Origin of the sequence: Kamptonema sp. UHCC 0994, from assembly GCF_029167235.1 — a bacterium.
In the GTDB taxonomy this organism is placed as follows: domain Bacteria; phylum Cyanobacteriota; class Cyanobacteriia; order Cyanobacteriales; family Microcoleaceae; genus Kamptonema.
Genome location: NZ_JARFTR010000303.1, coordinates 19,402 through 41,196, shown reverse-complemented (window position 1 = coordinate 41,196; position 21,795 = coordinate 19,402). Strand labels below are relative to the sequence as shown.

Sequence of the window (21,795 nt, the reverse complement as noted above, 5' to 3'; positions counted from 1 at the left end):
AAGATGGCGGCGTTACGTGAGGGTTGCATAAGTCCTATTTGGTATGAGAAAGTACGATCGCGCTCTTAAATCCAATCTTCCTCCTCAGTTTTTTGGCGCTTATAAACCTGACCAGCAGCATGAATCTGGCGGGTTTTTTCGTAAAGCGCTTCCTCATCAGGATAACCCCATTTCTGCATTACTCTATCTAAATCTCTCTGGATATCCCTAGCACCGGGAAAGCCGCGATAGCGAATTTTTAGCCGCCCTAATTCAGCTAAATTGTAGTCAGTTGATTCTCCTGCTAATAGATTAGTAACAATGACGCGATCGCTCTTATATTGAGGATGCTGCTGTTCCTGATTTGTCTGTGCTGATTTCATGTTTATTCCATCCGTGCTAGAGATCCGTTAGCAGTTGAGCTAGGGGAGTGCGATCGCGGCCCTTGACATTTCCCAGCAGGCGATCGCATAAAAATCATACCTATTGAAGGTACAGCTCTAGCCAAAGCTGAGGATAATAACCAATATGAGTCTTAAAAGTTGACAGGATTTCATGGTTAATTCTTGGCCAAAAGCACCCAAAAGTCGTCTGCTGAGCTGGTGGGAATCCCTTACTCCCATGAGTCGCCTGCTAGCGATCGCCCTAGCATCACCACTCACCGTACTCAATGCTTGGGCATTCTCTCAAATTTTTGGTTATTTTCAATCGCTCTTTGTCATCCTCTTAGTCGCCTCCCTGTTGTCCTTCCTGCTCAACTATCCCGTCAGATTGTTCGAGCAACACGGAGTACAACGAGAGCAAGCCGCAATTCTAGTCTTTTTAACAGCCCTGTTGATCCTCCTGGCCCTAGCGCTGACACTGTTCCCCCTCGCCTTCACTCAAGCACAGCAGCTCGTCGCTCGCTTACCAGAATGGATTGATTCTGGACAGCGCCAGCTCCTAATCTTCGACGATAAAATCAATGCTCTCGGCTTACCCGTTAACCTCGACGGCTTCATTGCTCAGATTAATACCCGACTCAAAGGCGAACTACAGCTCGTCGCAGGACGAGCTTTAAATATCACCTTAAACCTGACTGTTTTAACTGTTGTCAGATTATTGGATTTACTACTAACAGTAGTTTTAACCTTTTATTTGCTCCTGCATAGTAGTGATATCTGGGAAAGCTTAATTGAGTGGTTGCCCCCTCGATTTCAAAAGCCCTTTTCCGAGACACTAAGACTAAGTTTTCAAAACTACTTTACAGGGCAGCTCATAATTGCAACTTGTATGGCTTTTGGACTAACTTCAGCCTTTGTTTTCCTAAAAGTTCCCTTTGGTCTACTATTTGGCTTAACAATTGGTCTAATGGCATTAGTGCCTTTTGGTGGCTCTGTCGGCATTGCCCTTGTAACTGTACTTGTGGCGCTACAAAACATTGGATTAGGGCTGCAAGTTCTAGCCGTTGAATTAATTGTACAGCAAATAGTAGAAAATTTAATTGCTCCCAGAGTTCTTGGTTCCGTGACCGGTTTAAATCCATTTTGGGTATTTGTTTCTATCTTGACAGGAGCGCGAGTCGGAGGCTTTTTGGGAGTTGTAATCGCAGTACCAGCAGCAGTAGTTATAAAGGAGGCATTAGCTGCGGTGAGATCGGAAAAAGTTACAGATGAATCAGCCCACGATCTCTCTACCAATGAACCTTCAGAAGTTATTCATCTTAACCCCGATCTAGAAACAAAATTGACACTTCCACCTCTAAAAGGAGATGGGATTCTCTAATGGCTAATAAACCTCTCAGAAATCAAAATTGCTAAGCGATCGCTTTGCTCAGTTAAAGTAAAATCAAATAACCAAAAAATGAGTTTCAAACAGCCAGAAACACCTCACGTCAATGGCTTGGGCATTGTCGGAGATGTCTTTTTAGTCAAACTGCTTTACTTGCTTAAACCCGCTACCGATCGGCGGGATCGCCGTAGGGATCTTCGCTGGCTGGGCGAACATTGCCGAATTGTGGATAATCGGCGGGATCGCCGTAGGGATCTTCGCTAGCAGGGCGGACGTTGCCAGATTGTCCATAATCGGCGGGATCGCCGTAGGGATCTTCGCTAGCAGGGCGGACATTGCGATCGTCATAGTTGCCATTAGGATCTATTCGCCCGCCGCTAGGCCCCAGGATTGCCTCTTTCAACTGTCGTAATAACCCGTCGAACACGATCTTTCTCCTTTTTTTATAGCTGAGGAAACGGCTGTATCAAAAGCATTTGCCTATTGCACGCCGTTGTTATCTTTGTGGTTACTGTACCGGGGCTGCGGTTCTGGCTTCTTCAACGCTGGTGAGATCTCTGCCGGTAGGACTATTGTTGTAACCCTGGAATTCACGATATTGCTGTGCTTCGGACTCTGGAACTTTAATTCCTTCAGGGGGCGGTGTTACCCAGTGAGCGCGGTGCTCAGCATCGCGGTAGTAAACCCGACCATTTTTGGAAAGGTAGTATTGCCCCTGTGACCCCTGTTCTTGTTTGTTTTTATGCTGGTTGTAGATATAGTAAAGTGCCGCTGCTCCAGCTAAAATTGCTACTTTCTGAGTATTTGACAATCCCTTTTTCACTTCCGGGGAACGGTTGGGATCTGAGACTGTCTGTCCAGCACGAGTGTCATCAACTGGGGGCGGCACTGAAGATTGTTTTGAGCCACAGGCTGTCATTAAGGGAAATGTTAGCAGCACTGTTAGTAGCAGAGACATCCAGTAAGATTTTCTTCGATATGGATTGATTTTATTCATCACACACATCTCCTTTGTTTCTTTCAATGTTGATAGTTTTTGTAAATATATACATCAGTATTTAGATATAAAAATATTTGTTATTTCATACCAATGGCATATACAAATAGATTGATTCTAATAAATTAGAAGATTCGTAGATGATGTCTAGTAGTTAGTCTAGTAGTTAATAGCAATAGGGTAAGTTTTCTCCCAGTCTTCCTTTCTTCCCCCTTATTCTGTGACCCTGCTCACACAATCTTAGAGGTTTCAGTCACACTATGCCCTAAGTAGAATCACTGATACTAACCTCGTTTCATCACAGGTTGGAACAAAAAAATGGATAATACTGTAAGTATAGAGTTCAAACTAACTAGCCATGCAAGCTCCCATCTACTTGATTCACTCTGCTATCAGCGAATTATTCGCCCAAGCTAATGCCACCAACACCATTACTCTAGCCGATCGCTACGGACTCATGGCCGCCGTTTTTGATGAATCTCTCGGTGACGATGAAAGGCGCTCCATCAATAGACTGCTTCGCTCGGTACGTCGGGGACGGATTAAATTGGTTGCAGAACTTTCGGCAGTTCAGTAGATTTACCTATTTTGAGTTTGATTTTTAATTTAATTTTTAATTTTTAATTTTTAAATTAACATTTATTTTAATAGGACTTACGCACTTACTAGATTTTAGATTTTGGATTACAAAATAAATCCAAAATCCAAAATCCAAAATTTAATGTGCAGGTACAGCCGCCTCAAGCATCAATTGATTTACAGTTTCTTCACTGTAAAAACCCTCGTGGGAATAAAGCATGGAGGGAATACCTAACACTGAGCAAGGGAAATCATAACCTAATCTGTTTCTTTTGGGGGTAGATATTGCTCAAGTTTTGATTTGCCAGTTTGCGGTAGGTCAACTACAATAATCCAAAGGGAATATCTGCCCTACCCCACCCCCACCCTAACCATGCTGGACTGTAGCAAACTGCTAACTGATAAAACTGAAGCAATCCTCACCAATTGGATTGAAGCCGTTCGGCAAGACAGACAGATCGAAAGTGCCGACACTTTACCGCCTTCAGCGGTAAAAGATCATATTCCGCACGTATTAGTAGCAATGACAACCGTACTTTCCAAAACTCAAGAAAGTGAAATTAGACTGATAGTAAGTGCAAGTTTAGAACACGGCTTGTTGCGGGCTGAGCAAGGATACGATCCCTCAGAAGTAGCCCAGGAATACCGTTTATTGCGGCAAGTGATATTTACTCATTTAGAAACAGATTTGCTAACGGCCACCGTACCAGAAGTAATGCGAACTGTACGTCTAATTGATGCTGTATTAGACGAAGCGATCGCACAATGCTTTAAAAGTTATGTTGACGAGCGACTGCGAGAATTGCAGCAGATTCAAAGTCAATTAACATTGACAAATCAAGAACTTAATCGTTTAGCTCACGCCAATCAAGAAACCCTCGCCCATTTAGCTCACGAACTCAAAACACCTCTCAACTCAATTATCGGTTATTCCGAGCTATTCTTACGTAAAGAAAAACGAGTAACAGAGGTGAGAGACACTCGCGGCCAGATCGAACATATTGAGCGAGTATTGCGGAATGGCAGACAGTTACTCCGGTTAGTAAACGATGCCTTAGAACTGTCCCGCGCCGAAGCCGGAAAAATCAAATTGCGGTTGATATCAATCAATGTCATCTCTGCAATTAATGCCGTGATAGACACTATGCAGCCCTTAGCGGACGACAAGGGATTAAAAATCACATTAAAAAGCGATCGCGCACCTGATACAATTATTACAGACCCCCAACGATTCCAGCAAATTATCACGAATCTCATCAGCAATGCCATTCGCTACACAGAAGTTGGCAGCATCGACTTAAATTGCGAAATATTGCCTGATGAACGCTGGGCAATCGCAGTAAAAGACACCGGAATAGGCATTGCAACCGAACATATAGAACGAATTTTTGAACCTTTCTTCCAAGTTGGAGAAACTAATCGCTACCAATTTCCTCCCGACAGCACCGGACTCGGGTTAGCAATAGTTTCTCGGTTAGTAACACTTTTACAAGGTAAAATAAAGTTAGTCTCTCAGGTAGGTGTCGGTTCCACTTTTACTGTAATTTTACCATTAGAAATTAAGAAAAATGAACTCGTAAGTGTTAATTGATATATCGCAGTCGCCACGATCGACAGAGCAAGTTACATTTCTTTGCAGAACTACGTAACGCCGCCCTCTGGGCGGTATTTACCGCCGGGAGGAAGCAGGGAGTTTGTGCGTGGTCGCGTTTTCCTTTAAAGTGGTAATAGGCTAAACTAATTAAAAATAATAGAAATAATGACTCAATTTACATCTACAATGACAGCTTTTCCCCTCACCGCCGTTGTGGGGCAAGAAGCAATTAAATTAGCACTACTTTTAGCAGCAATTGACCCCGGATTAGGAGGCGTGGCGATCGCGGGCCGTCGAGGTACGGCTAAATCCGTCATGGCAAGAGCTTTACACTGTTTATTACCTCCCATTGAAATTGTTAAAGATTCTATCTGTAACGAGGAACCAATTGACGGGGAAGAAATAGCAACTAAAATCATTCCCGCCCCCTTTGTCCAAATTCCTTTAGGAGTTACAGAAGACCGACTTTTAGGTTCAGTTGATGTTGAGCAATCTGTCAAATTAGGTGAAACCGCATTTCAACCAGGATTGTTAGCCCAAGCGAATCGCGGCGTGCTTTATGTCGATGAAATTAATCTGCTCGATAATAATATTTCTAACCAATTATTGACAGTTTTAACAGAAGGAAGAAACCGCATTGAACGAGAAGGAATTAGTTTTGAACATCCCTGCAAAGCCCTATTTATTGCTACCTATAATCCCGAAGAAGGCCCGCTGAGAGAACACTTATTAGATCGAATTGCCATCGCTCTTTCTGCCGATGCTATTTTAGGATTAGATGAAAGAGTGCAAGCTGTAGAATCTGCCCTTTCCTATTCTATTTCTCCCCAAGCTTTCCTCAGTCAATATACAGAAGATATTGATAACCTTAAAACCCAAATTTTACTAGCGCGAGAATGGTTAAAAGATGTACGTATTCAACGCGAACAAATTGCCTATTTAGTAGAAGAAGCAATTCGCGGCGGTGTACAGGGACATCGAGCCGAACTATTCGCCGTGCGTGTAGCTAAAGCGGCGGCGGCTTTAGAAGGGCGTACCGATGTCACGGCTGACGATTTGCGCCGCGCCGTAGAATTGGTAATTGTCCCCCGCGCGACGATTGTGCAAACTCCCCCAGACGAGTTACCCCCGCCACCGCCACCGCCGCCACCCCCTCAAGATCAATCGGAGGAGGAGCAAGATGAGGATGAGGATGAGGAGGAAGATCAAGAGCCGCCAGAAGAGGAAGAAATGAGCATTCCTGAAGAATTTTTGTTCGATCCAGAGGGGGTAGTGCTCGATCCGACGGTGCTTTTATTTGCTCAAATGGCCAACCGTCAGGGGAAATCGGGGAGTCGTAGCGTGATTTTTTCGGAGGATAGAGGCCGCTATGTTAAGCCGATGTTGCCTAAAGGCCCCGTGCGACGGATTGCCGTTGACGCAACGCTGAGAGCGGCTGCACCTTATCAGAAGGCGCGGCGGGAAAGGGATGCAGCGAACCCCCCCCAACCCCCCCTTGGTAAGGGGGGGAGTTCATTGCAGGTAAATTCTCAATCTTCCCTTGGTAAGGAGATAAATCCTCAATCTCCTCCCCTTGGTAAGGAGATAAATCCTCAATCTCCCCCCCTTACCAAGGGGGGGCAAGGGGGGGGTAAGCGCGTATTTGTGGAATCTGGAGATATTCGGGCAAAACGCTTAGCCAGAAAAGCGGGGGCTTTAGTCGTGTTTGTAGTGGATGCTTCCGGCTCGATGGCTTTGAATCGGATGCAGTCAGCGAAGGGTGCAGTTATGCAGCTTTTGACGGAAGCCTATCAAAGTCGGGATCAAGTGGCTTTAATTCCGTTTCGGGGCGAGCAGGCTGAGGTTTTATTACCCCCCACTCGTTCGATCGCTTTGGCCCGTAACCGTTTGGAAAGATTACCCTGTGGGGGCGGTTCACCTTTGGCTCACGGCTTGACTCAGGCGGTACGAGTAGGTGTAAATGCTCAGAAGTCGGGGGATGTCGGCCAAGTTGCGATCGTGGCGATTACTGATGGCCGGGGGAATATTCCTTTGGCTCGATCTTTGGGGGAACCGATGTTAGATGGGGAAAAGCCGGATATTAAGGCGGAATTGTTAGAAATTGCGGCGAAAATTCGGGGTTTGGGGATGCAGTTGTTGGTGATTGATACGGAGAATAAGTTTGTTTCGACGGGGTTTGCTAAGGAGTTGGCGAAGAATGCGGGAGGGAAATATTATCATTTGCCGAAGGCGACGGATCAGGCGATCGCTGCAATGGCGAGGGGTGCGATCGCATCTTTGAAATCTTAATCAAGCTTGTAGGGTGCGTCAGACGAAATGATTGATTGATATAATCAGGATTTTAGCGCCTGACGCACCCTACTCTATGTGCCAGTTGCATAACTCCTATTAATATCTTATTAATGTTAAAGGCATTAGGTGATTTTTTGAATAATGCTAAAATGGCGTATTTTGAAAAAGAGGATATTCTTCATTTAACCCTTTCTGATGAACGGGAATCCCAAAGTGTCGAAATCAGCCCTAATATTACGGTAGAAGTCAATGAAGCGGGAGAATTAATTGGGATAGAAATTATTAAGGCTAGTTCTTTTATTCTAGATTCAATTTTAGAATCTGTGCAAGCGAGATTATTAACAGTCATGCGTTAAAAAAACGATCGCATCTCTGTAACTATTTCAATTGTTGGCTGATGGCGAGAATTGATGCTTGATTCGGTTAATAATTAGAGATAAGCCATAGCCGGCCAGCAGACAAATAATTGGCGTAATGGCCAGGCGAAACCTATGGCTGCCAACATCACCACCTGATACAGTCAGGAAATAGACAGCGACGCTAACAAGCGTAATCATTGACAGATTATTCAGGAATCTCTTTGATAGTAAGGCTGTGGTAACACCTAAAAGATACACGCCTAATAATAATGATAGGTTTAAATTAGTCCAAAATACGATATCTTTGTATTGATATAGATTTTTATACGAAGGAGTGATTGATGGCTCAAACATCCCCATTAATAGTAGTACATACCGATTTGTAGGTGTCTGAATTAGAGTCCTAAACATCCCTTCTAAATGAACTATTGAGTAGGTTAAAGGATCGCTCATAATAATCTTTTTTCCTTCTTTGCCCATGTAACGGTAGATTTGACTCTGACTCCATTGGCGTTGTTCTGGATAAATCTGAAAATACTTTTCCCTATCAGTACATCCTAACTGTTCATGGACTTCTTCGGAGGAAACTTTTTTTTGTCTGGCAATTAAAGAAGCACCATTATAGCAATACAAATTGTAATCAGAAACAGCAGCAATCCCTGAATATCCTGCTTTTACATAGTTTCTGATTTGCCAAATACCAACGCTACCCATTGCTACTACCAAAAAAATACAGGTGTGAATAATTAAAAATTTCCTTGCTTGCATCTTTTTAAAGTTCCAGACTAGAAGAATAGCAGTTATCAGCAAGGGCAAATAATATCCGATAGGTCTGACATAAATAGATGCTGCTAAAGTAATAGCTGCCAAAGCTAGGTTTTTTCCTGAATTATTCTTGAAGTATTCTAACAGAAGCTTCAAAAACAAAGTTAATAAAGTTGTATGTAAAGTCTCAGACATTAAAAAACTCGATCTGAGTATTGGCAAAGGTTCAATAGCATATAGTAAAGCACATACAATGGCAATTTCATCTCTTTTAAAGAGGAGTAAAGCAATTTTGTAGATTAGATATACAGTTAAACAATCTAATATTATCTGAATAAAAATGGTCACAATTTCCACATTACCTGCTAATAGTCCGGGAATTAGTAGTAAAGGATAGCCAGGAGTGCGAAATAGTTCTGGTTGATTGTCAATGTTTAAAAACTGACCTAATTCTATTAGCTTTTTTGCCGGAATTGTATATGATAATGTATCTCCTCTATTAAACAGTTCTAAATCTTGGGTAATAATCAAAGCTAAAACAGGCAGTAATAACCTCATCAATAAAGCTACTAACAGCACTGCCACAATGGTAATATTAGCTGTATTTTTTTTTGTGTTTTTCATATTAATTATTTCAAAGATGCACAATAAAATTACGCTACCGGAAAACAGGTTATCGCTCAGCCTTAGCTTCCTCCAGATACTCACTATCAGAATTAACTCCCCAAAGGTCATGCTTCCCAGGGTTCAACACATTCTCAGCCGCTAAAATCCCCATCAGCAAACTGTGGTCTTGATTGTTATACTTAAAAGCACCATAACGACCCACAACTTGCAAATTCTCAAACTGCTTGATATAACTTTGAATCTCTGCTAAAATATGCTTATAATCCCCCGCATAAATTGGGTAAGTACGCGGCAAACGCACGACAAAACCTGCCGCAATCTTTTCATTGCAAAGCAACCCAATTTTTCTCAATTCTTCTTCGGCCAAACTCAAAAGATCAACTTCCGGCAACTGCCACATCGGTTCGTCAAAGTTGCACCAATATTCGCAGCATAAAGGCGTTTGATGCTGATTCGATAGCATCTCTGGCGACCAATTAGCAAAATTAGTCACCCTTCCTAGCCTTACACTGGGTTCATTGATATAAAGCCAGTTGTCCGGGAATAACTGACTACCTTCAACTATTAAATAAACGAGAACTGTGTTGCGAAACTGAAGCGATCGCGCCAATGATAAGATTTGCTTACGGGGGGGGTGAAATCATTTGTTCTACTAATATATTCAGCGGCACTGAGGAAATCACGGCACTACAGTCAACCGTTAACTCTACCCCGGTTTGGCGATTTTTCAAGGTGAGTTGAGTGACGCGGTTATTATGCTCATGCAGCCGCACTACTTCTGTATTCAGGAGAACTTTCTGATTTTTGCCCAGTAGATAATCGCTGATTTTGTCGTATAATTGCCCTGAGCCTAAGCGCGGAAATTGAAACTGACCAATCATGCTTTTAACCTTGCCATCGCTACCTAAAAAAGCCGTGCGAATTGCTTTCAGCAGCGACAGTCCTTTAATCCGTTGGGCGGCCCATTCAGCACTAATTTCAGTACAGGGAATCCCCCAAAGTTTTTCCGTATAACCTTCAAAAAATATCTCAGATAAACGCTTGCCAAATTTAGCAACCACCCATTCTGAAAAATTTTTCGGGTGGCGGTTAGGTAGCATCTTTGCTACTAAATAAGAAAAAAAGATGCGGATATTTTCCACAATTCCCAAGGCAAATAAGACTTCAAAAGCTTTGAGGGGATAGCTAAAGTATTTGCCACTATAATAAATCCGGGTGAGACGAGTAACCGTAACTTGATCTTTGCCCAAAACTTCGTTCCAGAGTTGGATTACGGGAGCAATTTTAGTATAAAAGCGGTGGGGGCCGAGGTCGAGAATAAACCCTTGGTACTCAATGCTCTTAGCAAGTCCGCCAACTTTTGAGTCTCGCTCAACTACAACAACTGTTTGACCTTGCTGTGTGAGTGTATAAGCAGCCGCTAGACCCGCAGGCCCGGCTCCAAGTATGTATATTGGCGGCACGTTTTGGTGTTAATGAGGTTTTTATAACTAACGCTTGACTATACCACAACCTGTCAATGCAACAACCCATCTATGTGAAATTTTACAGTTCTTTTTTCTCTGGACGGCGGCGAGTCAAAGCAAAAGAACCCGCAACTAAACCTAAACCAACTACCATTGCTGGCTCTGGGACTCTAGCTGGGCTTGGGTTTGTGGGTAATTGCTTATCAAGCAATGGCGGTGCATCTGAAGCTGGCTGAATCTGGCCTAGAAAAGAGTTTCCAGAATGCCACACTCTAGCTAATGAACTTGTTTGTAAGTTGGCAGCGAAGGCAGTTTCTCCCCAAGCAATAGCTGTTGCTATACATAAGACCCCCGCACCAGAAGTCAATAATTTGTTCATACAAAATTCTACCATTAATTATTATTATTTTTTGTTTTGGGCAATTGGCGAGTAACAAAATCTGTGCATTGCGATCGTCTTAACCTCTTTTGTCTAAGCTACCTCAACTAATTTACTTAAGTTTGTGGAAGAGAAAAGATAAAAGTTAAGATTTTCTAGGCACTAGATGACACCCAACTTATTTAGCTATAGGGCAGCTCTGCGGTGTTAGGCAATGCTTAGAGGCGATCGCTCAAGTATGCAGACATCTGATTTCTATTATACGCAAACATTCTGAACATTTGAATAAGTTGCCCTAGGTTCTTTACACAATCTTTAAGATTGTCGATTTTACTACAGTATATTGTAAAGGTTGTGTAAATATGATTACGTAAGGTAACAAATAGCACTCAGCAGAAATACGGTGGCACAGAATACCAAGATCCAATGTCGATAAGCTTTTACGAATTTAACGTAAGTTCGATGGAGTGCGATGCCGACCGCTGGCTTCGCCTACGCCACGAAACAAGCTAGGATTAGAAGGCGATCGCCAAGAAACAAGCGACTATTAATTAAAGCCCTTGATGAGGATTGAACTCATGACCTCACCCTTACCAAGGGTGTGCTCTACCACTGAGCTACAAGGGCAGTTAAAATTAAAAGTTAAAAAGTTTAAATCTTGAATTTTTAATTTTTAATTTTCTATAAAAATGTGGTGGGCCGGGCTAGATTTGAACTAGCGTAGGCGTAGCCAGCGGATTTACAGTCCGCCCCCATTAACCGCTCGGGCACCGACCCATTTGCACCCACAATCATTAATAGTAGCAGCACTACCTCTACTTGTGCAAGGGGGTAAACGAGATTTTTGGCAAAATTAACAAAACTTCACATATAGCAACCGCTTTCAGCGGTTAGGGGCTAGGGGCTAGGGGCTAGGGGCTAGGGGGAAAGATGGGGGAGATGGGGAAAGAAGGGAAAGGGGGGAAAGAAGGGAATAGAATCAGGGAGTTTCAGTAACTCAGAACGTCCTAACTACCAAGAAGGTTGCTATAACGAGATTTTCTCCCAGACTCAACAGGCAAAAGTGCTATCTTTACCGGATAGCACTCTAGCTCAACTGCATCCTATACTCTTGTAGGCATACAGCCTCCAAATCCAGCGAGAAAAACCTAAGCAATTAGTTCGCCTGTTTCTTGCAGGGAGTGCAATCGTCGGTAAATCCCCCCTTGGGTTAATAATTCATCATGGCTACCAACTTCCACAATCTGGCCTTGGTCAAGAACTACAATCTGATCTGCTTCCCGAATCGTACTCAATCGGTGGGCAATAATAATCGTCGTCCGCGTGCCTAAGATATTCTTCATTGCTAGCTGAATCGATCGCTCTGACTCATAATCCAGACTAGAAGTAGCTTCATCAAAGATTAGCACATCTGGATCGACCAATAGCGCCCTCGCAATTCCCAACCGTTGCCGTTGGCCACCCGACAACCGCACACCGCGTTCACCGACAAATGTATGATAACCTTGGGGCAATTGATGGATAAACTCGTCTACTTTCGCAATCCGACAAGCATCCTCAACTTGTTCAAAGGTAGCTTTCCGATTACCATAAATCAAGTTATCCAACAAAGTACCATTGAAAACATCAACTTCCTGATGAACGATCGCCAAACGCTGGCGGTAAGCAGTTACATTTAACGTGCGAATGTCATCGCCATCGATCAGAATCCGGCCTCCTTTCGGTTCAAAATACCGAAATAGTAGCTTCACCAAAGTAGACTTACCGGAACCCGATTTACCTACTAATGCCACAGTTTGACAGGGATGAATCAATAAATCAATATCTTGTAAAACAGGTTTTTCCGGGTCATATCCAAATGTCAGGTGAGAAAACTCAACCTTGCCAGTAAATTTGTAGGATGGACGTATTGACTCCTTTGGAAACGCCGTTTCTAGCATTACCTTATCATCACCATCTGGTAACTGCATAAACTCGTGAAACCGCATCATTGAAGCATAGCGGCGAGCAAATACTTCCGCAAGATTAGTAATCGGAGTTAGTTCTGAATAAGCCATACTCGCCAGTGTATAAGTCGTGACGAAGTATCCTAGAGAAATTTGACCGCCAGCCGTTGCTGCTACACTAAAACCCAGCACCAAAAATAGACAAAACTGAATAACGGTCTTCTGGGACATTCCCAATGTTACATATCTTCGGTGGATACGGTGAAGTCCAATTTTTAACTCGCGGTTTAGGCGTGTTGTTTGCCTTTCAAATTCTAAATTTTCGGTGGCAAACGCTTTGACAGTTTTGATATTGGTGATAATTTCTGAATTGTGGCTTTCTGTATTTTCGATGTATTCATCCAAAATTTCTTCTCTGTCAATTAGATGTTTGAGTTCTTTCAGAGTGAAGCTGAGGATAAATAGGAAGGAAACCAGGATTAATAAGCCGATTCGCCATTCGATTAGCCAAATTACGACAAAAATACCAAGTAAACGCACGACTTCGGGAATTAGTTCGCCTGCAATTTCTGGGTATGTCCAACTGTGGTTTGCTAGTCCTTTAGCTATGCGGCTGGCAATGCGTCCGGGGTTGTTTTCGTCGTAGAATTCTAGGGGTAAGGTGAGGATTTTGGCGATCGCGCCTTGGGTGCGATCTCGACGTGCTTTTAAGGAAATTAACCAGTGAAACCAGGAACCAAGCCAAGGCTGTACTGGTGCTTTACAGACGGTGGCTAGGAAAATTAAGCCCAGCAATACGGATAGGGATAATGTCTGATTGACGGGTTGTTGAGTGGCGGAGGCGATCGCATTTATTAAATTTTGCGCGATCGCATCTGGCGGTTTACCCGACAAAACGTTTAAAGTTTGACCAATTGCGTAGGGAACAATCAGATCGATTAGTTCAAAGGCGCTGGATGCTCCTATACTGATGACAGAAGTTTTCCAATAGTCCTCGTAATATTTGAGGATGTCCCGAAAGGTTGCCATAGGTTTTACTTGTAATACGGCCCATCGGGCCATCAAAAGTAAAGACGCACTATTGCGCGTCTTTACTACAACTATATTACAAGAGTATTACCGCTGGCAGCCTCCAACTTCATCCAGATGACTCACCCGACTGGGTGATTGGGGAGTTTAGGGTTTGGATAGTCATTAATACAGATAAGCTTACCCCTCATTAGCTTAAAGTGTAGGCTGATTGTAGTGCCCACCAGATCAGGAAACTGATGCTACCCAGAATCGCGATCGCTGAGACTGCGATCGCCGTTGGGCTATCGGCTCCCTTAAACTTCATAATTCCGCGATTTAAGTCAGACATAGTACGGTCATCCTAATTCTTACGCTGATTTTAGCAAACAATCTATTTTCTAACATCTAACTAAGAGTATATTTGTAAAATAATAATTAAGATTGCGTTAAACGTAGGGTACACAAAGCTGCAAGAAGCTGACATTGAATAGTTATAAATGGTTGTCGGCTTTGCCCACCCTACTTACTGGTTACTATTGCTGATGAGTATTTAGCCAAGCAACTAAATCATTAACATCAGAAAAATCTAATAACGCCTCACCCAAATTTTCCAATTGAACAACAGATAACAGACGAATTCTTGCTTGTAGCTGAGCGTTAATCTCCCCAAAACGACGATTTAGCAGACGCATCGTATATGCTAACGCTTCCTGTCTTAGTCCTTGTTGCAATCCTTGTTGCAATCCTTGTTGCAATCCTTGTTGGAGTCCTTGTTGGAGTCCTTGTTGGAGTCCTTGTTGGAGGCCTCGCTGGATGATTTCTTGATAAATTACAGACTCACGCATAATGTCCTCTCTGAATCATTAGCGAACAACTGAAAAACTTGGTTATTCTTAATGATTAGTATCTAGCCAAGCAACTAAATCACTAACATCAGAAAAATCTAATAATGCCTCACCCAAATTTTCCAATTGCACAACAGATAACAGACGAATTCTTGCTTGTAGCTGAGTATTAATCTCCCCAACACGACGATTTAGCAGACGCATCGTATATGCTAACGCTTCCTGTCCTAGTCCTTGTTGTAGTCCTTGTTGTAGTCCTTGTTGCAATCCTTGTTGCAGTCCTTGTTGGAGACCTTGTTGCTCTCCTCGCTGGATGATTTCTTGATAAATTACAGACTCACGCATAATCTCCTCTCTGAATAGTTGGCGAATCAATGCTGTATTAAACCGCAGACCTGCTAAAATCTCTATACAAGCTGAAAGATTCTGCCGTTCATCCGGTGCTTCAATGCTAGCAACTTGTTCTGCTACTTGTTGTAGCAAAATATTAGGATTATCCGATCGCGCTAACACAGCTAACGGTAAAAGTTCTGGGTTAGCCAGTAAAGGTGCGGGGTTTTGTTCCCACATTCGGATGACTCGGTAGCGGTGCTGGGTATTACGAGCAGTAAACTGATTAGTAAAGGCAGCTTGTGAACTTGTGCGCGTTAAAAAAATCACGACTTGTTCGATGTCGCACCGATATTGACGATGCAGCCTCACCCAATAGTCTAACATTCTTAGCGGCATTGGTGGCTCAGAAGCAGGCTCTGTTTGAAATTCTAGGTGTAGAATTTGGTTTGCTACTTGCAAGAATGTCACCGAGTCTGCTCTAATAGGTTCTAGGCTGAGTTCAGTTTTGAGTACCTGAATTTCCTCGGTGTTAGTTGGCAGTAGCCAGCGGACAAAGGAAACCGGATACTCTTCAGCTAGATATTTACAAATGTTGTCGTAAGTCACAGGCGATCGCTTAAAAAGTTTTGCACTTAATATAGATTTTTCAGGTAATCTTCCCTCATTTATTGTCAATTGTCAACTTGTGTGCTATAGTAAAACGTTTGTAGAAATCTCCTAAAGATAAATCCTATATGGCAACTAAGCCAACGATCGCATTTACTCACCTCGGTTGTGAAAAAAATCGCATAGACACCGAACACATGATTGGCTTGTTGGCACAAGCAGGCTATCAAGTCGATGCCAATGAAGAGTTAGCCGATTACGTTATTGTTAATACTTGCAGTTTTATCCAAGCAGCGCGGGAAGAGTCCGTTCGCACTTTGGTAGAATTAGCTCAAGCTAATAAAAAAATTGTGATTGCTGGCTGTATGGCCCAGCATTTTCAACAAGATTTACTCAATGAATTACCAGAAGCAGTGGCATTGGTTGGCACTGGGGATTATCATCAAATTGTTGGTGTAATTGAACAGGTGGAAAAAGGCGATCGCGTTACCTTAGTTTCTGCTGAACCTACCTACATCGCCGATGAAAATACCCCCCGTTACCGAACTACACCGGAAGCTGTCGCCTACTTGCGAATTGCCGAAGGATGCGACTATCGCTGTGCATTTTGCATTATCCCTCATTTGCGGGGAAATCAGCGATCGCGCACCATCGAATCTATTGTCGCCGAAGCCGAACAGTTAGCTGCCGAAGGTGTAAAAGAAATTATCTTAATTTCCCAAATTACTACCAATTATGGCAAAGACATCTACGGCGAACCCAAATTAGCTGAACTGTTACAAGCATTAGGTAAAGTCGATATACCTTGGATTCGGATGCACTACGCCTATCCTACAGGTTTAACGCCAAAAGTGATGGCGGCAATTCAGGAAACACCCAATATTTTGCCTTACTTGGATCTACCCTTACAACACTCCCACCCGGAAATTTTGCGGGCCATGAATCGACCATTTCAAGCAGGCGTAAATGATAGCATCATTGAGCGGATTAAAGCCTCTATGCCTGATGCTATTTTGCGGACAACTTTTATCGTCGGCTTTCCTGGCGAAACCGAGGAACACGCAGCACATTTATTAGAATTTGTCAAGCGTCACGAATTCGATCACGTCGGAGTATTCACATTTTCCCCAGAGGAGGGAACACCTGCCTACAATTTACCCAATCAATTACCGCAAGAAGTCATGGAAGCGCGGCGAGAGGCGGTGATGGCGGCGCAGCAACCGATTTCGCTGAAGAATAATCAAAAGTCGGTAGGTAAGATGGTAGATGTATTGCTGGAACAAGAAAATCCAGAGACAGGAGAGTTAATAGGGCGATCGGCTCGTTTTTCCCCTGATGTCGATGGTTTAGTATATGTTGAGGGAGAGGCCTCTTTGGGGTCTATGGTGCGTGTAAACATTACTGATGCTGATGTTTATGACCTTTATGGTCAGGTAGTTTGATTGAGAGGGCGGGCACGGGGGCACCGCCCCTACGAATTTAACCCTGTTATTCATCGACACTAGCTTTAAGTTTATGAGTTTCATTCAATAATGGTGACAGTAGATTTACACCTAAATCCTCTGCACAATTCCATTGTTGCATATACTTGTAAACTTCAGCAATTATCGCCTTTGCAGCATCCAAATCTTCTGCCTGAGACGCATGATAGTGCGCTCTGATTAGTGGTTTAATATCCTCAATATCTTGCCATTCAGATTCAGGTTTGAGGGGAATGCTGATAAAATAATGGTACGCTTTACGATGTGCAGCGCGAACATTTTCATGGTTTTGATTTAGTAAGGGATAGCCTTTTTCTTGGACTAGGGGATGCAATTGATAAGATTCTCTTTGACAATCATAACATAGCAGTTGCCGACGCTTGAGAGCCAGGATAATATTTTCTTTAAGTTCATATTTACTTACTTCTGGCATTTGAGTAGCAATTGCGGCAAAAGATAGGGGATATTCTGAAGTTTGATAGATAGAAATTCGGCTGAGGCAAGTTTGTTCTAAGTCGCTAAGTCGGAGTATCATTTCATCAATTAAGCTCTCAATATCTCGAATGAGTAGCCAATCTCTATCCTGCAAAAACTTTCCGACATTTCCCTGAAACTCGTCATCATCTCGAATTAACGTAGCTACCAGTTGCAAAGCTTTGGGATGTCCTTGGTAGCGATGGGAAAGTTCGGCTAATTCTTCACGATTTGCAGTCAGATTTAAAGATTGCAATAGGGTAATTGCCGCATCTTGATTTAGTCCGTTTAGCTGGATTTCACGGGTAACAGTTGGTGGCAATTCCGCTAAGCTTTCGCGACTGGTGAATAGGATTTTGCTTTGATGTTCTGTTTCTAATAGTTGTTTGAATAACCAAGGGTATTCGGCACTGTCGTCTGCGAAATAGCCAGCGGTTTGTGCTTGTTTGGTTTTGAGGAGAGTTTCGGCGCGATCGAATATGATTAAGCAAGGTTTAGCCTTGATAATTTTTATCAGTTTTTCTATCTTTTTTAAAGAGTCATCTTGAGGAGTGACGGTTGTTGTGATGTCGCCGTTGGATAGAGTGAATAGCAGGGAATCAATCGTCCAATCAAAGGGGGGTGCTTTGCCTGTTGCCGATTGTAACGATTGCCAAGCGGCGGCGGTGAAGGGGGTATTTTCTGTGTGAAGTTGGCGAATTAGTTGGCTAATGAGGGAGGTTTTGCCGATGCCTGGTAAGCCGACTATTGAGATGGCGGTGATGTCTGAGTTAATCAGTGTAGCTTTTATGATGTCGAGTTCTTTTGTGCGATTTACCCAATTTCTCACGGGGGGTAAATTTTCAGGGAGGGGGAAGTTTTTATCGTTTTGAGAGTCTAGGGGGATATCTGCGATCGCGGCAGCTAAAAGTGGTTCTGTTGTCTTGATTTTGTAGCCTTCAGCTATGTATTCCCAGTTTTCTATTTCTACTGCTTTGCAAATATTGATAAAGTTCTCTCGTCTAATTCCTATTCTTGCCCAAAACCGCTTTAAGGTAGCTGTTGAAACTAAGGCTGCGAGACACCAAGTATCCTCAGTTTTATTCCATCCGAGATTGCGTCTTACCATGTCAATGATTTTTAGCCCCTCTTCAGATGCTCTGAGTAAACCTGCCATTGCTCCTCGCACATTACTATTTTGTCTTGAGCCGATTTTAGCTCAAGTGTTCATGCTCAGGATGGACAAAATCCAAGAGATAGGGGATGTGACAAAGATTCAGAAACGCTTACATCGACATCAGGGGGAGACTACGGCCCCCCCTGGGGACGACGAGAACTAAAAATTGAATTGCGAAAATCAGAGAATTGTAAAGCTAATTGGGTTAAAGCTGATGTTCCAAGTGGTACAGTTCTATATTTAAAAGATGAGCAGGGCAATACCTATGTTCCGTACACAACTCGAGTTAACGGATCGAATTTTGGAGATATGATGAACTACAATAGGAAATTCAGAGCCTGCGCTAAACTCCCTGATAATAGAGAAGTGTGTACAAATCTTGTCTAATTCATATTTTTCGCCCTTCATATTTTGCACCCTTTTCAAAAAGCTGTATGGGAGGGTTCGCCAATGCGATCGCTCTTTCCCAAAAAAGCGCGATCGCGCTCCATAAACTTTTGGCTACTTTTGCTAATAATTTTACAATTCTGCTGTTGAGTTACTGAGCGATCGCCTGACTCGCTTCAATCTTTGCTCGCGAAGCTGTTCTGCCAGCATCGCATTAATTTCTCCTAATTCTAAATTGACTTCTTGAACCTCCATCCGAGAGCGTCGGAGGTTAGCAAGCAAACGTTTAGATGTTTCTGGAGCGGGGATATGGGGTTGTTTATTCATGGCAAGTTATATTCCATTTTAACTTCTTCAATACTACGCTCCAACGCCGGAATCCTTGCTTGGGTTCGTGCTATAGCTCGTTCTAGTAATTGTAGCATATCACGAGAGGCATCATGTTGAGATTTAGCAATTTGAAGCTGGATATTAGACAGTTGAGAGTAGGAAGATTCAGCATCTTCGGCGGCACTTTTCATTTCATCTAGTGCCGGAATCGTTACCTCTGTCTCTCCAAATAGCTCAAAAATAGTTAATTCCAAGGCTGAAGCTTTATTAACAATGTCTAACGCCTGCTATTTTAATTGATTGAGAACTTCCGTTGTTTTTGATGGTAAATCAGCCATGATTACACCATTTTATAAGTTATTACAATTAAAATTTAACATAAAATAGTACAATTTTTTGACAAGTATCGCTCTTGAGCCATCCACATCTATTTGTGGTTAAAAAAGCGCGTAGGCGTAGCCAGCCGCAGGCATCACTAACTATTAATCTATAATTATTACCTTTGATGTTAAAAACTGTAAAATTTCCCACCGCTTCGGCTTTAGGAAAAACAGATTGCACCTCAACTAAATTTGACCATTTGGCTTTGGTAGCAATTTTAAACCAGTTATAGCAACCGCCAAGGCGGTTAGGGGCTAGGGGCTAGGGGCTAGGGGCTAGGGAAAGAAGGGAAAGAAGGGGAAGAAGGGGAAGAAGGGAATAGAATCAGCGAGTTTGGTGGAACTCAGAACGTCCTAACTGCCAAGAAGGTTGCTATAACATTCTTCGGGAAAATTATATCCTAGAAAAGCGCTGCGATCGCCTCTAACTCGCCAATCGCTTACAGATAGCGTTTCACTTTCAAAGGTTGACCAGGAGTAAGTTTTTTAACTTCATCACTCAAGTCAAGCCAAGGTAACAATTGACCTCTTTGAAACGTGCGACTCATCACCACATAAATAGAAGTTTGATCGCAACCAATCCCCGCACTAATCACCCCTTCCCAAGAATTAGCATACAGTTCATCGGTAATGTGCCATTGTTTATTTTCCCATTGTAAGCGGCGACAAAAGCGAAACGGTGCATCTTGTTTGCCAGTAATCAACATTTTCTGCAAAATTTTCCGAATTAAATTAGGGAAAAAACGCCCAAATGTCAGCATAACAACCCGCAAAATCAGTAATTTTATCGGTGTCATTTGCGTTTGTTTTGCCCATCCCATTTGTCCAGAAATAGTAATTTCATCCTCATCAACTTCTACGGCACAATCACCTATTAAATGGCTAACTGCATTCTTAATTTTACCTTTTTTACAGAATTGGAGCGAAAATTGAGTATCAGAAGCAACTAACTGATTGTTGCGAAATAGCTTGAAAGTCCCGCCTTTATTCAAAGCTATATAAAGCTCAGTATCCCCACATCTTTTAATCAAAAGTTTAGCTTCTTTTAGCCAAATACTAGCAGCATTTTTTGCAATAGAGTGTGGTCTATCCGGTACGAAATCCCGCCAAGCTAGTAAATAATTCCAAGTATGATGACCGATAATATGATCGTCAGCATAACAAGGAGCTAAACCATTAGTTAATCCCGTCAAAAAACGATCGTTAATTTGTAAAGCTTCCGGCATCCATTGACCAACTAATTCAAAACCATGCGGAAAAAAGTTATAGGTATTGCGACTAGCATATTCTCCACCATAAGAGCCATCAGGATGAATGAATTGAGCGGCTAATTCCACAGCCTTTACAATCGTATCTTTCAATCTATCATCTGGCTTGAGTTGATAAATACGCGCTAAACATGATATTGTTAAAGTGTGATATCCAGGATCGCATCCTTCATATTCCTGAAACCAACCTTCGGGGTTTTGCCACTCAAAAACTCGCTTTAAACGCAGTTTTTTTGCATTCTCCCACTTGGAAGTATTCAATAATTTTTCTAGCAGTTCTAAACACAAGACAATTAAAGCTTGGTGATTGGTAAGTTTACCGCTTTCGTGGTGATTTGCTAACCAGTTAGCTCTCCTCTCAAAAAAATGCAAAGTTTCATCACTATGCAATTTTAACAGCGTGTAACTTTCGATGCAAGCTAATAGAGAAAATGCCGCCGCCCCGGATGCTCTTTCATAGGGGAAATAGTCATCGCAGGAACCATCACGGTGAGCACTACGGGCAGCATAGATAATCCCAGCTTCTACCCATTTGCGAATCATTGGTTGTTGATAGAAAGGGTTATAGGGAATATTTGTATGGTAAGCTAAAGCTAAGGGCCAAACAAATTCTTGAGCCATTCCGCTGGGAAAATCTATGATTTTATAATGCCAAAAATTGCGGTCAAAACATCCGTAAGTAGGACTATGAGGATTGCGATCGCACAGCGTCAAAATTTTAGGAATTTGTGCTATTGCCTCACGAGCAAACAAATTTTTACTATCCATAAT

General features: G+C 42.6%; 23 protein-coding genes and 2 tRNA genes. 6 read left to right on the top strand and 19 right to left on the bottom strand.

The window, feature by feature from the left end:
- Nucleotides 1–65 precede the first annotated feature (65 nt).
- Together PY364_RS27810 and PY364_RS27805 are read right to left on the bottom strand one after the other, a co-directional pair.
- Nucleotides 66–362, bottom strand: coding sequence for a DUF3288 family protein (locus PY364_RS27810; protein WP_275570937.1), 297 nt, complete (start codon nucleotides 360–362; stop codon nucleotides 66–68).
- Between the two features lie 2 nt (nucleotides 363–364).
- A complete protein-coding gene (locus PY364_RS27805; protein ID WP_275570936.1) occupies nucleotides 365–487 on the bottom strand; it encodes a hypothetical protein in 123 nt (40 codons plus the stop codon).
- Between the two features lie 47 nt (nucleotides 488–534).
- On the opposite strand from PY364_RS27805, the gene PY364_RS27800 reads away from it, so the two are divergent.
- The gene (locus tag PY364_RS27800) at nucleotides 535–1,743 is read left to right on the top strand and encodes an AI-2E family transporter (protein ID WP_275570935.1); all 1,209 of its coding nucleotides are present in this window, start codon (nucleotides 535–537) and stop codon (nucleotides 1,741–1,743) included.
- A gap of 172 nt (nucleotides 1,744–1,915) precedes the next feature.
- On the opposite strand, the gene PY364_RS27795 is transcribed toward PY364_RS27800, so the two are convergent.
- Complete coding sequence (locus PY364_RS27795; RefSeq protein ID WP_275570934.1) at nucleotides 1,916–2,176, bottom strand: translation initiation factor; 261 nt, start codon at nucleotides 2,174–2,176, stop codon at nucleotides 1,916–1,918.
- Between the two features lie 81 nt (nucleotides 2,177–2,257).
- The gene (locus tag PY364_RS27790) at nucleotides 2,258–2,746 is read right to left on the bottom strand and encodes a hypothetical protein (RefSeq protein ID WP_275570933.1); all 489 of its coding nucleotides are present in this window, start codon (nucleotides 2,744–2,746) and stop codon (nucleotides 2,258–2,260) included.
- 358 nt (nucleotides 2,747–3,104) lie between these two features.
- Between PY364_RS27790 and PY364_RS27785 the strand changes: the two genes are divergently transcribed.
- The 4 genes from PY364_RS27785 (at nucleotide 3,105) to PY364_RS27770 (ending at nucleotide 7,567) form a co-directional block, all read left to right on the top strand.
- Nucleotides 3,105–3,323: a hypothetical protein gene (locus PY364_RS27785; protein ID WP_275570932.1), complete on the top strand. Its 219-nt coding sequence runs from the start codon at nucleotides 3,105–3,107 to the stop codon at nucleotides 3,321–3,323.
- 375 nt (nucleotides 3,324–3,698) lie between these two features.
- Entirely contained in the window at nucleotides 3,699–4,916 is a 1,218-nt protein-coding gene (locus PY364_RS27780) for a HAMP domain-containing sensor histidine kinase (RefSeq protein ID WP_275570931.1), read from the top strand.
- A gap of 168 nt (nucleotides 4,917–5,084) precedes the next feature.
- Nucleotides 5,085–7,208 carry a VWA domain-containing protein gene (locus tag PY364_RS27775; RefSeq protein ID WP_275570930.1) on the top strand — a complete coding sequence of 708 codons (2,124 nt, stop codon included), beginning with the start codon at nucleotides 5,085–5,087 and terminating at the stop codon, nucleotides 7,206–7,208.
- 113 nt (nucleotides 7,209–7,321) lie between these two features.
- Nucleotides 7,322–7,567: a DUF2283 domain-containing protein gene (locus PY364_RS27770; RefSeq protein ID WP_275570929.1), complete on the top strand. Its 246-nt coding sequence runs from the start codon at nucleotides 7,322–7,324 to the stop codon at nucleotides 7,565–7,567.
- 27 nt (nucleotides 7,568–7,594) lie between these two features.
- Here the strand turns inward: PY364_RS27770 and PY364_RS27765 are convergent, their stop codons facing one another.
- The 10 genes from PY364_RS27765 to PY364_RS27720 form a co-directional block, all read right to left on the bottom strand.
- Nucleotides 7,595–8,959, bottom strand: coding sequence for a glycosyltransferase family 39 protein (locus PY364_RS27765; RefSeq protein WP_275570928.1), 1,365 nt, complete (start codon nucleotides 8,957–8,959; stop codon nucleotides 7,595–7,597).
- Between the two features lie 49 nt (nucleotides 8,960–9,008).
- Nucleotides 9,009–9,572 carry a hypothetical protein gene (locus PY364_RS27760; RefSeq protein ID WP_275570927.1) on the bottom strand — a complete coding sequence of 188 codons (564 nt, stop codon included), beginning with the start codon at nucleotides 9,570–9,572 and terminating at the stop codon, nucleotides 9,009–9,011.
- Nucleotides 9,573–9,585: 13 nt separating this feature from the next.
- Nucleotides 9,586–10,425 (bottom strand): FAD-dependent oxidoreductase, encoded by an 840-nt coding sequence (locus PY364_RS27755; RefSeq protein ID WP_275570926.1) that lies wholly within the window; start codon nucleotides 10,423–10,425, stop codon nucleotides 9,586–9,588.
- Between the two features lie 82 nt (nucleotides 10,426–10,507).
- On the bottom strand, nucleotides 10,508–10,807 hold the full coding sequence (locus PY364_RS27750; RefSeq protein ID WP_275570925.1) for a PEP-CTERM sorting domain-containing protein: 300 nt from the start codon (nucleotides 10,805–10,807) through the stop codon (nucleotides 10,508–10,510).
- Between the two features lie 555 nt (nucleotides 10,808–11,362).
- Nucleotides 11,363–11,434: transfer RNA gene (locus PY364_RS27745), tRNA-Thr, on the bottom strand.
- A gap of 65 nt (nucleotides 11,435–11,499) precedes the next feature.
- Nucleotides 11,500–11,584 (bottom strand) — tRNA-Tyr (locus PY364_RS27740).
- A gap of 371 nt (nucleotides 11,585–11,955) precedes the next feature.
- A complete protein-coding gene (locus tag PY364_RS27735) occupies nucleotides 11,956–13,782 on the bottom strand; it encodes an ABC transporter ATP-binding protein (RefSeq protein WP_275570924.1) in 1,827 nt (608 codons plus the stop codon).
- A gap of 190 nt (nucleotides 13,783–13,972) precedes the next feature.
- Nucleotides 13,973–14,113 (bottom strand): hypothetical protein, encoded by a 141-nt coding sequence (locus PY364_RS27730; protein ID WP_275570923.1) that lies wholly within the window; start codon nucleotides 14,111–14,113, stop codon nucleotides 13,973–13,975.
- A gap of 184 nt (nucleotides 14,114–14,297) precedes the next feature.
- Complete coding sequence (locus PY364_RS27725; protein ID WP_275570922.1) at nucleotides 14,298–14,609, bottom strand: DUF4351 domain-containing protein; 312 nt, start codon at nucleotides 14,607–14,609, stop codon at nucleotides 14,298–14,300.
- 48 nt (nucleotides 14,610–14,657) lie between these two features.
- On the bottom strand, nucleotides 14,658–15,548 hold the full coding sequence (locus tag PY364_RS27720) for a DUF4351 domain-containing protein (protein ID WP_275570940.1): 891 nt from the start codon (nucleotides 15,546–15,548) through the stop codon (nucleotides 14,658–14,660).
- Between the two features lie 128 nt (nucleotides 15,549–15,676).
- Here PY364_RS27720 and rimO point away from each other — a divergent pair, with 128 nt between their 5' ends.
- A complete protein-coding gene (rimO, locus tag PY364_RS27715) occupies nucleotides 15,677–16,990 on the top strand; it encodes a 30S ribosomal protein S12 methylthiotransferase RimO (protein ID WP_275570921.1) in 1,314 nt (437 codons plus the stop codon).
- A gap of 46 nt (nucleotides 16,991–17,036) precedes the next feature.
- Here rimO and PY364_RS27710 read toward each other — a convergent pair whose 3' ends face one another.
- The 5 genes from PY364_RS27710 to PY364_RS27690 form a co-directional block, all read right to left on the bottom strand.
- Complete coding sequence (locus PY364_RS27710; protein ID WP_275570920.1) at nucleotides 17,037–18,659, bottom strand: ATP-binding protein; 1,623 nt, start codon at nucleotides 18,657–18,659, stop codon at nucleotides 17,037–17,039.
- A 519-nt stretch (nucleotides 18,660–19,178) separates the two neighbouring features.
- Nucleotides 19,179–19,373: a hypothetical protein gene (locus tag PY364_RS27705; protein ID WP_275570919.1), complete on the bottom strand. Its 195-nt coding sequence runs from the start codon at nucleotides 19,371–19,373 to the stop codon at nucleotides 19,179–19,181.
- Nucleotides 19,370–19,630 carry a hypothetical protein gene (locus PY364_RS27700; protein WP_275570918.1) on the bottom strand — a complete coding sequence of 87 codons (261 nt, stop codon included), beginning with the start codon at nucleotides 19,628–19,630 and terminating at the stop codon, nucleotides 19,370–19,372. The genes PY364_RS27705 and PY364_RS27700 overlap by 4 nt, the downstream gene beginning before the upstream one ends.
- A gap of 112 nt (nucleotides 19,631–19,742) precedes the next feature.
- Nucleotides 19,743–19,973, bottom strand: coding sequence for a type II toxin-antitoxin system HigB family toxin (locus PY364_RS27695; protein ID WP_275570939.1), 231 nt, complete (start codon nucleotides 19,971–19,973; stop codon nucleotides 19,743–19,745).
- 223 nt (nucleotides 19,974–20,196) lie between these two features.
- On the bottom strand, nucleotides 20,197–21,792 hold the full coding sequence (locus PY364_RS27690; protein ID WP_275570917.1) for a hypothetical protein: 1,596 nt from the start codon (nucleotides 21,790–21,792) through the stop codon (nucleotides 20,197–20,199).
- Nucleotides 21,793–21,795 lie beyond the last annotated feature (3 nt).

Bases quoted from the DNA above. Each gene is read 5' to 3' on its own strand.
- PY364_RS27775 (WP_275570930.1), top strand. From the start codon at position 5,085: ATGACTCAATTTACATCTACAATGACAGCTTTTCCCCTCACCGCCGTT.
- PY364_RS27710 (WP_275570920.1), bottom strand. From the start codon at position 18,659: ATGGCAGGTTTACTCAGAGCATCTGAAGAGGGGCTAAAAATCATTGAC.
- PY364_RS27730 (WP_275570923.1), bottom strand. From the start codon at position 14,113: ATGTCTGACTTAAATCGCGGAATTATGAAGTTTAAGGGAGCCGATAGC.
- PY364_RS27765 (WP_275570928.1), bottom strand. From the start codon at position 8,959: ATGAAAAACACAAAAAAAAATACAGCTAATATTACCATTGTGGCAGTG.
- PY364_RS27735 (WP_275570924.1), bottom strand. From the start codon at position 13,782: ATGGCAACCTTTCGGGACATCCTCAAATATTACGAGGACTATTGGAAA.
- PY364_RS27705 (WP_275570919.1), bottom strand. From the start codon at position 19,373: ATGAATAAACAACCCCATATCCCCGCTCCAGAAACATCTAAACGTTTG.
- rimO (WP_275570921.1), top strand. From the start codon at position 15,677: ATGGCAACTAAGCCAACGATCGCATTTACTCACCTCGGTTGTGAAAAA.
- PY364_RS27800 (WP_275570935.1), top strand. From the start codon at position 535: ATGGTTAATTCTTGGCCAAAAGCACCCAAAAGTCGTCTGCTGAGCTGG.
- PY364_RS27750 (WP_275570925.1), bottom strand. From the start codon at position 10,807: ATGAACAAATTATTGACTTCTGGTGCGGGGGTCTTATGTATAGCAACA.
- PY364_RS27780 (WP_275570931.1), top strand. From the start codon at position 3,699: ATGCTGGACTGTAGCAAACTGCTAACTGATAAAACTGAAGCAATCCTC.
- PY364_RS27790 (WP_275570933.1), bottom strand. From the start codon at position 2,746: ATGAATAAAATCAATCCATATCGAAGAAAATCTTACTGGATGTCTCTG.
- PY364_RS27725 (WP_275570922.1), bottom strand. From the start codon at position 14,609: ATGCGTGAGTCTGTAATTTATCAAGAAATCATCCAGCGAGGCCTCCAA.
- PY364_RS27770 (WP_275570929.1), top strand. From the start codon at position 7,322: ATGTTAAAGGCATTAGGTGATTTTTTGAATAATGCTAAAATGGCGTAT.
- PY364_RS27690 (WP_275570917.1), bottom strand. From the start codon at position 21,792: ATGGATAGTAAAAATTTGTTTGCTCGTGAGGCAATAGCACAAATTCCT.
- PY364_RS27810 (WP_275570937.1), bottom strand. From the start codon at position 362: ATGAAATCAGCACAGACAAATCAGGAACAGCAGCATCCTCAATATAAG.
- PY364_RS27785 (WP_275570932.1), top strand. From the start codon at position 3,105: ATGCAAGCTCCCATCTACTTGATTCACTCTGCTATCAGCGAATTATTC.